Below are 12,416 nucleotides of genomic sequence, written 5' to 3' on the forward strand. Positions count from 1 at the left end.
ATGGATGTGCAGGCATCCTTCCGCACCGGCCGTGCGCCGGTGTTTTCACCCCGGGGGATCATCGCCACGGGCCATCCCCTCGCCTCCGCTGCGGGGCTGCACGTCCTGATGCGGGGCGGTAACGCGGTGGATGCCGCGCTGGCCGCCGCCGGCGTCCTCGGGGTCGTCCAGCCCATGATGTCGGGGCTCGGCGGCGATACCTTCATCGTGCTGTGGCGGGCGGCGGAGCGCAGGGCCGTCGCCCTCAACGGCAGCGGCGTTGCGCCCTACGCGGCCACGGCGGAGTGGTTCCGCTCCCGCGGCTACACGACGATGCCCCTGCGCGGGATGCTCTCCGTCTCCGTGCCCGGCGCGGTGGATGCCATGACCGTGGCCCTGGCGCGGTGGGGCTCCGGGCGCTTCACCCTGGGGCAACTGCTCGAGCCGGCGATGGAGTATGCCGCGCACGGCTTTCCGGTCGCCGAGCGGGTCGCGCAGTGGATTCGCCAGTCGGCGGATGTGCTGGCCCGGTATCCGTCGTCGGCCCGCATCTACCTGCCGGACGGGCGGACGCCGCAGACCGGTCAGACGCTGAGAAATCCCGATCTCGCCCGCAGCCTTCGGCTTGTGGCCGAGGGCGGGGCGGAGGTGTTCTACCGGGGAGAGCTGGCCCGTCGGCTGGTCCGCTACTGTCGGGAGCACGGGGGGTTGCTGGGGGAGCGCGAGTTCGCCGAGCACGTTTCGGAGGTCTACGAGCCGATCCGGACCACCTACCGGGGGATCACGGTATGCACGACCGCGCCCCCCTCCCAGGGCGTCATCCTCCTGGAGATGCTGAACATCCTGGAGGGATTCCCGCCCGAGGAGCTGCGCTGGGGCGCGGCGCGGGCCGTCCACCTGATGGTGGAGGCGAAGAAACTGGCCGTGGCCGACCGCCTGGCCTATCTGGGCGACCCGCGCCAGGTCAGGAATCCCCTCGATACGCTCCTCTCAAAGGAGTTTGCCTCCCGTCGTCGGCGGGCCATCGATCCGGGGCGGGCGCAGGCCGTCGCTTCCGCCGGCGCCCTCCCCGAGACGGTCGGGGACACGACCTATCTCTGCGCCGCAGACGCCGAAGGCAACGTGGTGTCTTTCATCACGAGCCTGTCCGCCATCTTCGGCTGCGGTGAGGTGGTCGAAGGCACGGGCATCCTGCTCAACAACCGCGCCGGCCGCGGCTTCACGCTGGAAGAGGGTCATCCCAACTGCATCGCACCCGGCAAACGGACGATGCACACCCTGATGCCGTTCCTGGCGTTGCGGGAGGACGCTCCCTGGCTGGCCTGGGGCACGCCCGGCGGCGACGGCCAGCCCCAGTGGAACCTGCAGGCCTTCTCGGCGGTCGTGGACAGCGGCATTCCCCTGCAGGCGGCCGTCGAACTGCCGCGCTGGACCAGTTTCCCCACCACCGACCCCGCCATCCTGCCCGCGCCCTTCGAGCTGCGGGCCGAAACCGGCTTCCCGGAGGGGACGCTCCGGGAGCTCGAGGCGATGGGACACGCCGTGCGGCACCCGGAGCCGGACGACCAGCCCGGCGGGATGCAGGCCCTCCTGCTCGGCGACGGCGTCTACATCGGCGCCTCCGATCCCCGCGTGGACGGCTGCGCCGTGGGATTCTGAGCGGGCGGAGGAACAGAGGGAGAGCGCATGGAGGAGAGTCGCCCATGAAGGAGATCCGCCGGGAGCGGACGCTGGTCTTTCTGAAGCCCGACGGCGTGCAGCGCGGACTCATCGGCGAAGTGCTGGCCCGGTTCGAGCGCGCCGGGCTGAAGGTTGTGGCCCTGAAGATGCTCTGGCCCGATCGGGACCTGCTGGACCGCCATTACCCGAAAGATGAATCCTTCCTGGCCACGATTGGGGGGAAGACGAAGGAAGCCTTCGCCGCCTACGGCCTGGATGTGCGCCGGGAGACCGGAACCGACGACCCGCTGGCCATCGGCCGCCAGGTGCGGGGGTGGCTGATCGACTACGTCTCCTCCGGGCCCGTCGCCGCCTTCGTCCTGGAGGGCATCCACGCCGTGAGCGTCGTGCGCAAGCTCGTCGGGGACACCCTGCCTTTTCGCGCCGCGCCGGGCACCATTCGCGGGGACTACTCCATCGATTCGCCGACGGTGGCCAACCTCATGAAGCGGCCCGTGCGCAACCTCATCCACGCCTCCGGTTCTCCGGAAGAAGCCGCCCAGGAGATCTCCCTGTGGTTCGGCGCGGACGAGATCTTCGACTACCCGCGGGCGGACGAGCGGGCGATGTTCGGCTAGTCGTCTTCGCAGCGCAGGGCCTTCTCCGTCGAAGCAGGAGCGGTCTCCCCGGGGCGAGAACGGCCAGACCCAATCGGGACGAGGCGGCTCGGAAGGATGCGGGTGAAGGGAGGGCGTCATGGCGCCAGTGGATCTGCCGGCCATCGCCGTCCCGCTCATCGACCGAGAGGCGGAACTTGCCGCAGCCCGGGCGGCCCTGCTGAGTGACGACATCCGCCTGCTGACCCTGACCGGCGCGCCCGGCGTGGGGAAGACGCGTCTGGCGATGGCGGCGGCCGCCGAGGTGGCGGGGGCGTATGCCGACGGCGCAGTGTTCGTCGATCTGACCCCGATCACCGATCATGCGCAGGTGAGCCGGGCCGTAGCCGGGCGCCTGGGCCTCCGTCCGCACACCGCCCAACCGGCGCTGGACTTGCTCACCCAGGTGCTGAGGGAGCAGCACCTCTTGCTGGTCCTGGACGGTTTCGAGCACGTGGTGGACGCCGCTCCCGACGTGGCCGTCATGGTTGCGGCAGCGCCCGGCTTGAAGGTGTTGGTGACCAGCCGCGAGCCGCTGCGCATAAGCTGGGAGCATCAGCTTGTCGTCCCGCCTCTCGGGGTTCCCGATCTCAGCCGCCCGCTGGACACCGCCGTGGTGGCGGCATCGCCCGCGGTCATGCTCTTCGTGGTCCGAGCTCAGGCGGTTGACCGTGCGTTCACCCTGAACCCCGCCAACGCGCGGGCCGTCGCCGAAATCTGCGTGGGTCTGGACGGCCTGCCTCTGGCGCTGGAGCTGGCCGCCGCGCAGGTCAAGACGCTCTCCCCGGAGGCGATCCGCGACCGCCTGGACCACCGGTTGACCTTGTTGCACCGGGCGGTGCGCGACCTGCCGGCCCGGCACCATACGCTGCGGGCGGCCGTGGGGTGGAGTTACTCCCGGCTGGATCCAGGGCAGCAGGCGCTTTTCCGCCGCCTGGCCGTGTTCGTGGGCGGGGTTCCCCTGGAGGGAGCCGAGGCTGTGTGTGGGGACCTCCAGGTGGACGTGCTCGACGGACTTGCCTCCCTGGTGGACAGGAGCCTCCTGCAGCGGGAGGAGCACCCCGAGGGGGCTCCGCGCTTTCGGATGCTGGAAACGCTCCGCGAGTTCGCCCTGGAACAGCTGGCGGTCAGCGGGGAACTGGACACAGTCTGGCGCCGCCACGCCGAGTTCTACCTTTCCCTGGTGGAGCGGGCCGCACCTGAACTGACCGGCCGGGAGCAGGGACAGTGGCTTGACCGCATGGAGCGCGAGTACCCCAACATCCGTGCCGCCCTGAACCGGGCACGGGAAGCTGGCGACGCCGCGCTCCTCCCCCGGTTCGTCGCCGCGCTCTGGCGTTTCTGGAACGTGCGCGGCTACTGGGTCGAAGGACGCACCTGGACGGCGGCCGCCCTGCCTCTCGTCCCGACGGACTCCGGGGCGCTGCGCCTGCGGGTCCTGCACGGTTCGTCCGTGCTTGCCTGGCGGGCTCGCGAATATGCCGCGGCGGCCGCCCTGGCCGAGGAGACCGCCGCCCTGGCCAGGCGGCTGGGAGACGGCCAGACCCTGGCGCATGCCCTCCGCATACTGTCCCTGATCGATCGAGACCGGCGTGAGCTGAGGCGAGCCCAGGAGCTGGCCGCGCAGAGCCTGAGGCTTTTCGAGGACCTGCAGGACCGACAGGGGCTGGCCACGGCCGCGCGCCTGCTGGGACTGGTGTACATCGAGACGGGCGAGTTCCGCGGCGCCCGGGACCTCTTCGAACGCAGCCTTACCCTTTCCAGGGAGCTCGGCGACGACCGCGGCGCGACCTGGTCCACCTACGGCGTGGCCGCCGTCGCGCTGGCCGAGGGTAACCTCGTCCAGGCCGCGGCCCTGGGCGAGGCGTGCCTGCGGGCATTCGAGGCGCGGGCTGAACGGGACGGCGTGGCCCAGGCGCTGGTCCACCTGGGACGCGTCGCCCTCGCCCGCGGCAGCCATGGGGAGGCCGAGCGACTCCAGAGCGAGGCTCTGCACATCCGCCGGTTCCTGGGGGATCCTGTCCTGATCGCTTCTTCCCAGCGGGAGCTCGCCGTGATCGCCCAGGACGCGGGGGCCGACGGGCGGGCCCTGGGCCTCTACCGGGAATCTCTGGAGGCCTTCGAGCGCGCCGGCGACAGGCTGGGGATCGCGCGCTGCCTGGAGGGACTGGCGGTGCTGGCGGCGGACAACGCCCAGGCCCACCAGGCGGCCAGGCTCTTCGGTGCCGCCGATGCGCTGTTGGATCGGATCGGCGTCGTCCGGCGGCCCGGCTGGTTCCCGGCGCAGGTGCGTCCCGAGCGGGTGACACGCGCGCATTCCGCCGTACAGAGGGAACTTGGCGCGGAAGCCTTCAGTCGCGCAGCGGCCGCGGGGGCAGGGCTCTCCGTCAGCGTGGCGGTGGCCGAGGCCATGGGGGTGGCTGTCCGCCAGCCCGCGCCGGGAGGCCCGCCGCGGATCGGGTCCCTGACCCGGCGGGAGCTGGAGGTCGCCGGCCTGGTGGCCCTGGGGCTGTCGAACCGCGAGATCGCCGGGCGGCTCTTCATCAGCGAGCACACGGCTGCCACCCACGTCCAGCACATCCTGGACAAACTGGACCTCTCCTCCCGCGCCCAGATCGCCGCCTGGGCCGTCGAGCAGGGAATCAAGCCGCCAGCCTGACCCTCCCCGCCGACACCGGTCAGAAAAATCATCATTCGGATACTGATTCCTGGTGATGCCGCCGGGGGCCCGGCGGCCTTAACCTGTGGGGCGGCGTCACAGGAGAGAGAACGATGGAGACGCTGTCCGCCATTCTCAGAGTGGTCCACATCGTCAACGCCGTCCTGATGGCGTGGCCCTACGCAGGTCTGAACGCTCTTCCCGCTGTGGCTGACGGTGGTGTTGATTGCCGCCAGCGCTGTCTTTGCGTGGCGGGCTTACCAGAGTGTCACGCCCTACGGATGGGCGTAAGAAGGTCGGAGGCATGAGACCGGCGGTGATCATGTTCCTGGTGTGGGTGAGCGCGGAGCTGACCAGCGGGATGGCAGCGGCCGGAGCACCGCCTCCCGCCGCGCTACTGGGGATCTGGGTGCAGGATCAGGTCGGACCCGTTCTCACCTACGAGCGTGTCCTGCGCTTCAGTCCCGACGGCTCCTACGAGTTCCTCTTCACGGTGCGCAACAGGGGGGCGACGGCCCGTACGGTGCTCGTGCGCGAACGCGGGCGCTTTACGGTTCAGGGGGGTCGTCTGACCTTCATACCCCGGTCCGGTCCCCGCAGAGCCTTTCCCTGGCGCGTGGACCGGGATCCCTACGTCGGCGACGTCCGTCTGGTCCTCGTCATGCCTGACGGCATCCTCGACGTCTACTACCGGCGGTAGGGGCGGCGATGCATCCCGGCTCGAGCGCCGGTGGAGGGTAGGGGACCATGAGGGGAAGCCAGGAGAGCAGCCAGGAATCCTGCAGGATGCACGGGCGGGTAGGCTACGCGCGGACGACCTGGGGCGCGGTCATCCTCGTGGCAGCCCTGGCCGTCGGAGCCTGCCGGGGAGGCGGACCCGCCTCCCGGACCGTCCCAAGATCCACCGGTCCTGCGGTTTCCCATCCTAATGACGCACTGCCTCCTCCTCTCCCCTTGCCGGCGACCCTCCCGGACGGAGGCGCAGCGGCGTTGGCCTCCCAGATCCTTGCCGCCGGTCCGGACGCCCTCCCGGCTCTGCTCGCCGCCCTGCAGGCCAGCGGGATCGCCGTGCGCGGCCCCGGCGGAGTCCTGGCCGTGCAGCCGCCGGACCAGGGGCAGGGACTCGCCGTCAGCGCCTGGGAGGCCCGCTTCATGGCGAGCCTGGTGGGGAAGGACCGCACGCTCCTGGTCCCGCTCACCGCGCTCCAGGACGTGCTCGTCCGGGCCGCGCCGGAGTTGCAGGGGGAACCGATCGCCCGGCACATCCTGGACGGCATTCGCGCCCACGCCCAGGGGCCGGACGGGCCGATGCGCGTGTGGGCCCGGCTCATCGTGGAGCTGGGGCGACAGCGGCAAACGGGCGGCGCGCAGGACCTGCTGGGTCAGGTGAGCCCGGCAGAGGTGCGCCTCGACGCCGTGCAACTCTCCCTCATCGCCGTGCGCCTGATCGGCGACCTGGAGGCCCTGAAGGAGCGGGCGTCCACACCCGGTGGGGACATTGCGGCGGACAGCGATGGGCGGGCCAGCCGCAGGGCGGACCTCGTCCGTCGGAGGGCAGGCCCGGGAGGGTGGTTTACGCCCGGACGGGTCTACGCCGCCGAGCCGTGTAGGGAGGAATCGCCGGTCATCAGCCGCGAGCAGGTGAGCGCCAGCGGGTTCGACGCCCTGAAAGGTGTTCTCCGCGAGAAGCTGAGGGGGGTCCTCCGAGGTGGGCCCGTCGGGGAGAGGGTTCACAAGCAGGTCCGCGACTACAACACCCTGGTGTTGGTCCTGGCCGCCCTGCGGATCGAGGTCGCCATGGACCCGCCGGGGCCCCCGTTGTTTCGAACCAAGACGACCGAGCCCGGGGAGCAGCGGTTCATCACGGCGAGGGTGTACCTTGATCCCAAATCCGAGGCCCTGGGCATGAAGGACTGCATTAACGCCCTGCTCGCCAGGCTGGGCTTGAAGCTCAACGTAGGCGACCCTAGGAGCGGAAGCATCGCCGGCGTGCCCCTCACTTGGCGCCTGACGGCCGGCGACGACGTGCTGCTGGTGGAGGCGGGGGTCGGCCAGACCGATCAGGATGGGTCGGAAGCGTTCGCCGTGCTGGGCAAACCCCAGGCCAGGAACCTGGACGCCGACGCGAAGCGCGTCAGCAAGCAGGCGGCGGTGGCGGTGCGGTTCGACCTGCGGCCGTACGCCCTGCTCGGCACCACCCCCGGCCCCGGCGGCCCTCTGACGGCGCCGGAGGTCCTGCTAGATCTCACCTACGGGTACGAGGTGACGTATCCCTTCGAGGTTGTGGATTGGGAAGGCGGGGGCGGGTGGATCGGAACGGTCACGTACACGGAGACCAGGCACGCACAGACTTCCGTGGGGGGTCCCGACAGCCACTATGAGACCGAGTCCACCAGCACCCTCCGCCTCGTTGCGGAAGCGGGTGAAACGACGATGCAGGACATCACCATCGACGACAGGACCTTCGTCACCGTGGTGGCCACTGTGCGCGGCGAGTACTCCAGGCAGTTTCGGTCCAGGGGCCGGCATCGTACCTACTGCGGCGCGAATGCGGGTGGCTGGCGCACCCTGAACTCCGTCATGGATGAGACGGTAAGCGGTTCGGGATCGGCGCCGGGGTACATCAGGATCACCCTGACGCAGGAGAGAGCCACCATCCACGCCGGCTCCGAGGGGAGCTTCCCCGCGCCAGGACGGAAGGTCGGCCGGGCGGAGGGCTGCCCCAGGGATTCGACGGTTCAGCAGGACCTTCAGGAGACGGTGAGGCTCGACATCGGGCTCATCGATATGATCAGAGATCCTCGCTCTCCCGACATCCTGCGGGGGAGCCGCACCAGCACCAGGCGCGAGGGCGAAGCCCGTATCACCTCCACCATGACCTGGGATCTCCGACGCAGGTAGCGCGGCGCGCGATGGGGACGTATATGGCCGATTGCGACCTTCCGGGGATGACACCCGAGCAACTGACGGGCACCGAGGCGCGCGTCCGGCGGGCGTGCGAGCAGGCCGCCGCCGCCGGCGCCGTCATCCGGTACCTGCGCGCGATCTGGGTGCCCGGCGACTGGCGCGTGATGTACCTGTTTCAGGCTCCTGACGCCCCTGCCGTGGAAGCGGTCTGCCGCGCAGCGCACATCCCGTTCCTGCGGGTCGTGGACGCCGTCGAGGGGAGTGGGGCGTAACCTTCGCGTCCAGTGCCGGGCGGGCCCGGCCCGCTACAGAAGTCTTCCCAGCATCCAGAAGCTCCCGGCCAGGACCCGTCCCGCGGCCGGTTCGCCGCCTAGCGTCTCGCGGTCGGCGAAGGCGTGCAGCCGGACACCCTGGATCGTGACCTGCATCCACCAGTACGGTGCGCCCGTGGCCGGGTTGGTGAGCAGGCGGGCCCAGTCGATGGGCGCGCTGAGCATTCCCGTGGCCTCCGTGAATGATGCGACCTCCTCGTCCGCGGCGAAGTGGGCGCTGGAGACGAAGGAGCCCAGGGGCACACGGTAGACCTCGCCGGGGGCGTTCACGTACGCCTGGGGATCGGGGTAGAGGTCGGCTTCGTGGGCCAGGGCGGCGAGCTCGACGGCGTGCACGGAGGGGAAGCGCACCAAGCGGGTCCGGGTCACCGCGTAGTTGACGAGATCGACGCGCAGCGGAAACGCCCCGGAGTAGGGCTCGTCGTCCTCGGTGGGCTCGATCCAGCCGTCGATCCAGCCCGCCAGTTCATCATCGGGATCCTCGCCGGTTCCGGTGACCGCGATCTTGTGCCTCTGCCCGGTGGCGAAGAAGGGCACCGCGCCGGTCACTTCCCCGGCGCGGTTGACAGTGCTCCAGATCTCGGGTCCGGAATCGACGGTCCAGCGGACCAACGCGCTGCCGTCCGCGGCGAGATCCCGCACGCCCGAGGAGGCGGCGCGGCGGGCCAGGGCCCAGTATTCGTCCATGCTGCGCACGGGGAAGCCCACTGCGCTGAAGTGGCTGGACATCGCTCACCTGGTGCGGGCGACCTGCACGACCTCCATGGTCGCCTCCCGCGCCTTGCTATGATAGCACTGCCATGAGGGAGAGCTCCTTTCCTCCAGGGTTCCGCTGGGGGACGGCGACCAGCGCCCACCAGGTGGAGGGCCACAACGTGCACAACGACTGGTGGGCGTGGGAGGCGCAGCGGGGGCGCATCAAGGAGAACGGACGTTCGGGGGCGGCCTGCAACTGGTGGGAACGGGCGGAGGCGGACTTCGACCTGGCGGCGGAGCGCTATCAGAACGCGCACCGGCTGTCCGTGGAGTGGAGCCGCATCGAACCCCGCCCCGGGCAGTGGGACGACCGCGCGCTGGACCGCTACCGGGAGATGCTCCGCGCCCTGCGGCATCGCGGGATCGAGCCGATGGTCACCCTGCACCACTTCACGAACCCCCTGTGGTTCGCCAACCGCGGCGGATGGGAACGCGCCGACGCCCCGCAGCTGTTCGTCCGCTACGTCGAGCGCACGGTGCCGGCTCTGACCGAATTCACCCGGCTGTGGTGCACGCTCAACGAACCGGTGCCGTGGGCGCTCCACGCCTACGTCACCGGACGGTGGCCTCCGGGACGGCGCTCGCTGCGGGCCGCCTGCCGCGTGCTTACCGCACTGGCACGCGGCCATGCCCTGGCCTACCGGGCGATCCACCGGCTTCAGCCCGACGCCCAGGTCGGGCTGGCCCACTACTTCCGCATCTTCGATCCCGCCTCGCCGCGCTCACCCTTCGACCGGTGGGTTACCGCGCTGCAGGACCGCATCGTGAACCGGTCGTTTCTCGACGCGGTGAGTTCCGGCCGGGTGCGCGCCTTCCCCTGGGTGGCGAGGATTCCGGAAGCCGCCGGCACGCTGGACTTCGTCGGGGTGAACTACTACACGCGCGACCTGGTGGCCTTCGACCTCCTGGCCCCTCAGCGTCTCTTCGGCCGCAACTACCTCAACCCCGACGCTCCCCACAGCGACGGCGGGTACGGAGAGATCTATCCCGAGGGGATGTATCGCGCCCTGCGTCTGGCCGGGCGCTACGGCCGGCCCGTCTACGTCACGGAGAACGGGCTTCCGGACGCCGACGACGACCAGCGCGGGGAGTTCATCCTGTCGCACCTGCGGGAGCTCCGCCGCGCCATCGAGGACGGCGTCGACGTGCGCGGCTACTACCACTGGTCGCTTCTGGACAACTTCGAGTGGGCCGAGGGGTGGACGCTGCGCTTCGGCCTGATCGCCGTCGATCCGACCACCCAGCGGCGCACCCCGCGCCCCAGCGCCGACCTCTACGCGCAGATCTGCCGGCGGAACGCGCTGCCCCAGGAAGCGCCTACGTCACGATAAGGGTGCCCTTTAATCCGCCCGTGTAGTGGTTGGTGCCGCCGGTCGGGAGGTGGCGGCCGATCTCGAACCGCCCCTTTCTTGATGTCTACGACCAGATCCCGGGGATGGCCGTGCCGCAGTCCGGACAACGCCCCCGATGGGGGCTGAGACGGTCGCGCAGGATCAGGTACCCTCGCCGCGCCACCAGAAGCGCCCCGCAGTGGTGGCAGAAGGTGTGCTCGTAGCGTCCCACCCGCCCCGGCAGATTCCCGGCGTAGACGTACTTCAGGCCGGCGGCTTCGCCGATCCCTGCCGCGCGGAGCAGCGTCTCCGCGGGGGTGTCGTCGGGCTCCGTCATCCTGTAGTCCTTGTGGAAGGCCGTGACGTGCCAGGGGATCAAGGGCGAGACCGAGGCGATGAACTCCGCGATGGCGCGCAGCTCGTCGCCGGTGTCGTTGAACCCGGGGATGACCAGCGTCACGATCTCCGTCCAGAACCCCAGGGCATAGACGCGTTTGATGGTGTCCAGGACGCGTTCCAGGACGCCGCCGAGGTACCGGTAGTTCCGGTCGTTGAAGCTCTTCAGGTCTATCTTGTAGCAATCGGTCCACGGCCGCAGGGCGGCCAGGACCTCGGCCGTGCCGTTGCCGTTGCTGACGTAGCCGGTGCGCAGACCGGCCTGCTTCGCTTCTTTGAAGATCGCCAGCGCCCACTCGGTGGTGATCAGGGGCTCGTTGTAGGAGCTGACCACATACGCGGCGCCCTCGCCTACCGCCAGGCGCACGATCTCCTGAGGCGAAATCTCCATCGGCTCCGTCCCTGCCACCGGATCGCGCAGCGCCTGGCTGGTCAGCCAGTTCTGGCAGTTCGGGCACCGGTAGTCGCAGCCGAGCATGCCGAAGGTGAGGGCGCGCGCGCCGGGGCGGACGTGGTAGAAAGGTTTCTTTTCGATCGGATCGCACTGCAGTGCGGCGACGTAGCCCCAGGGGACGCGCAGGACGCCGTTGTCGTTGAACCGCACCCGGCAGATCCCGCGGCGGCCGGGGAAGATGACGCAGCGGTGACCGCAGGCCAGGCAGCGAACCTTTCCCGCCCCCAGGCGTTCGTAGAGTTCCCCTTCGACCGTCAGGCGGTCGAGCAGCAGGGCCAGCGTGGGGACGGCGCGGGCCATCGGCTCTCAGACCGATTGTAGCAACGAGGAGAGAGGCTGCGCGGCCGGGATGGGCCCCGGATTACCGCCTGTCCAGGCCGAGGATGCGGCGCGCATTCCCGGCCAGGATGGCCTGCCGGTCGTCGTCGCTCAGTTCGAGCCGCCGGAGAATCGCCACCTGCTCCTTGAGGATGTGGCCGCGGTAGCCCCCGTAGGCGGTCGAGTCCGTGCCGAAGAGGATGCGTCCGGGCCCGAAGGCGCGCAGGGCGTCCCTGAACACCTGCTCCAGGGACGGCTGCCCCGGATAGTAGTCGCGCCAGTTGTTGGTCCCGGAGGTGTCCACGCAGACGTTCTCCGTGTGGTAGGCCAGAAACAGCGTCTCGCGAAAGAAGCCGGCGCCGAAGTGGGCGATGACGAAGGTGACCTCCGGAAACTCCTTCACCGCCGCGGACAGGGGCAGCGGGCTGGCAAAACTCAGATCATAGAAGGCGCCGACGGTGATGCCGAAATGGAAGAGGATGGGCAGTGCCGCCTCCGCCGCGGCCTCGTAGACCGGGTACAGCGCCCGGTCGTTGGGCAGGAACCGCTGGATCGGCGGGTAGAGCTTCAACCCGGACAATCCCATGGAGCGGAACTGGGCCACCGTCCGTCCGGCGTCGGGATGGCGCGGATCGGAGAGCGAACCCCAGCCGATCAGGCGTTGCGGGTTCATGGCCACGAACCGGGAGAGTTCCTCGTTCCCTTCGCCGACCGCAATGAACGCCCCGGCCTGGACCCCGGCCGCATCGAAGGCCTGGAGCCAGGAGCGGGCGTGGTCTTCCAGCGACTTCCCTTCCAGCTCGGCCAGACGTTCCTCGAAGGTCTTCCCCCGGACCCTGGCCGCCTCCATCGCCTTCTTCCGGTACTGCGGAAGGCGCTCGCGCTGGCGCCGGAGCATCGCCGCGGTGATCAGGTGGAGGTGGCTGTCGATGATCGTCATGGGGCCAGCGTACTGCGGGGTTTCTCAGA

At 70.0% G+C, this 12,416-nt stretch carries 10 protein-coding genes; 7 read left to right on the plus strand and 3 right to left on the minus strand.

Annotation, left to right across the window (positions count from 1 at the left end; translation table 11 throughout):
• The 6 genes from ggt to QN141_02265 all read left to right on the plus strand — a co-directional run bounded on the left by ggt (position 1) and on the right by QN141_02265 (position 8,132).
• Positions 1–1,638 (plus strand): gamma-glutamyltransferase, encoded by a 1,638-nt coding sequence (gene ggt / locus QN141_02240; GenBank protein ID MDR7557289.1) that lies wholly within the window; start codon positions 1–3, stop codon positions 1,636–1,638.
• A 44-nt stretch (positions 1,639–1,682) separates the two neighbouring features.
• Positions 1,683–2,276 (plus strand): nucleoside-diphosphate kinase, encoded by a 594-nt coding sequence (locus QN141_02245; GenBank protein ID MDR7557290.1) that lies wholly within the window; start codon positions 1,683–1,685, stop codon positions 2,274–2,276.
• Positions 2,277–2,394: 118 nt separating this feature from the next.
• A complete protein-coding gene (locus tag QN141_02250; GenBank protein MDR7557291.1) occupies positions 2,395–4,953 on the plus strand; it encodes a tetratricopeptide repeat protein in 2,559 nt (852 codons plus the stop codon).
• Positions 4,954–5,257: 304 nt separating this feature from the next.
• Complete coding sequence (locus tag QN141_02255; protein MDR7557292.1) at positions 5,258–5,653, plus strand: hypothetical protein; 396 nt, start codon at positions 5,258–5,260, stop codon at positions 5,651–5,653.
• 290 nt (positions 5,654–5,943) lie between these two features.
• Positions 5,944–7,854 (plus strand): hypothetical protein, encoded by a 1,911-nt coding sequence (locus QN141_02260; GenBank protein ID MDR7557293.1) that lies wholly within the window; start codon positions 5,944–5,946, stop codon positions 7,852–7,854.
• 11 nt (positions 7,855–7,865) lie between these two features.
• Positions 7,866–8,132, plus strand: coding sequence for a DUF4242 domain-containing protein (locus QN141_02265; GenBank protein MDR7557294.1), 267 nt, complete (start codon positions 7,866–7,868; stop codon positions 8,130–8,132).
• Between the two features lie 33 nt (positions 8,133–8,165).
• Here QN141_02265 and QN141_02270 read toward each other — a convergent pair whose 3' ends face one another.
• Entirely contained in the window at positions 8,166–8,921 is a 756-nt protein-coding gene (locus QN141_02270) for a hypothetical protein (protein MDR7557295.1), read from the minus strand.
• A gap of 71 nt (positions 8,922–8,992) precedes the next feature.
• Between QN141_02270 and QN141_02275 the strand changes: the two genes are divergently transcribed.
• Positions 8,993–10,279: a glycoside hydrolase family 1 protein gene (locus QN141_02275; protein ID MDR7557296.1), complete on the plus strand. Its 1,287-nt coding sequence runs from the start codon at positions 8,993–8,995 to the stop codon at positions 10,277–10,279.
• An 85-nt stretch (positions 10,280–10,364) separates the two neighbouring features.
• Here QN141_02275 and amrS read toward each other — a convergent pair whose 3' ends face one another.
• Together amrS and QN141_02285 are read right to left on the minus strand one after the other, a co-directional pair.
• Positions 10,365–11,429, minus strand: a complete 1,065-nt coding sequence (amrS, locus tag QN141_02280; protein MDR7557297.1) for an AmmeMemoRadiSam system radical SAM enzyme — start codon at positions 11,427–11,429, stop codon at positions 10,365–10,367.
• A 61-nt stretch (positions 11,430–11,490) separates the two neighbouring features.
• On the minus strand, positions 11,491–12,387 hold the full coding sequence (locus tag QN141_02285; GenBank protein ID MDR7557298.1) for an amidohydrolase family protein: 897 nt from the start codon (positions 12,385–12,387) through the stop codon (positions 11,491–11,493).
• Positions 12,388–12,416: the final 29 nt, after the last annotated feature.

It is taken from the genome of Armatimonadota bacterium (assembly GCA_031459765.1).
GTDB classification, from domain to species: Bacteria; Sysuimicrobiota; Sysuimicrobiia; order Sysuimicrobiales; family Kaftiobacteriaceae; genus Kaftiobacterium; species Kaftiobacterium secundum.

Bases quoted from the DNA above. Each gene is read 5' to 3' on its own strand.
- ggt (MDR7557289.1), top strand. From the start codon at position 1: ATGGATGTGCAGGCATCCTTCCGCACCGGCCGTGCGCCGGTGTTTTCA.
- QN141_02245 (MDR7557290.1), top strand. From the start codon at position 1,683: ATGAAGGAGATCCGCCGGGAGCGGACGCTGGTCTTTCTGAAGCCCGAC.
- QN141_02250 (MDR7557291.1), top strand. From the start codon at position 2,395: ATGGCGCCAGTGGATCTGCCGGCCATCGCCGTCCCGCTCATCGACCGA.
- QN141_02255 (MDR7557292.1), top strand. From the start codon at position 5,258: ATGAGACCGGCGGTGATCATGTTCCTGGTGTGGGTGAGCGCGGAGCTG.
- QN141_02265 (MDR7557294.1), top strand. From the start codon at position 7,866: ATGGGGACGTATATGGCCGATTGCGACCTTCCGGGGATGACACCCGAG.
- QN141_02270 (MDR7557295.1), bottom strand. From the start codon at position 8,921: ATGTCCAGCCACTTCAGCGCAGTGGGCTTCCCCGTGCGCAGCATGGAC.
- QN141_02275 (MDR7557296.1), top strand. From the start codon at position 8,993: ATGAGGGAGAGCTCCTTTCCTCCAGGGTTCCGCTGGGGGACGGCGACC.
- amrS (MDR7557297.1), bottom strand. From the start codon at position 11,429: ATGGCCCGCGCCGTCCCCACGCTGGCCCTGCTGCTCGACCGCCTGACG.
- QN141_02285 (MDR7557298.1), bottom strand. From the start codon at position 12,387: ATGACGATCATCGACAGCCACCTCCACCTGATCACCGCGGCGATGCTC.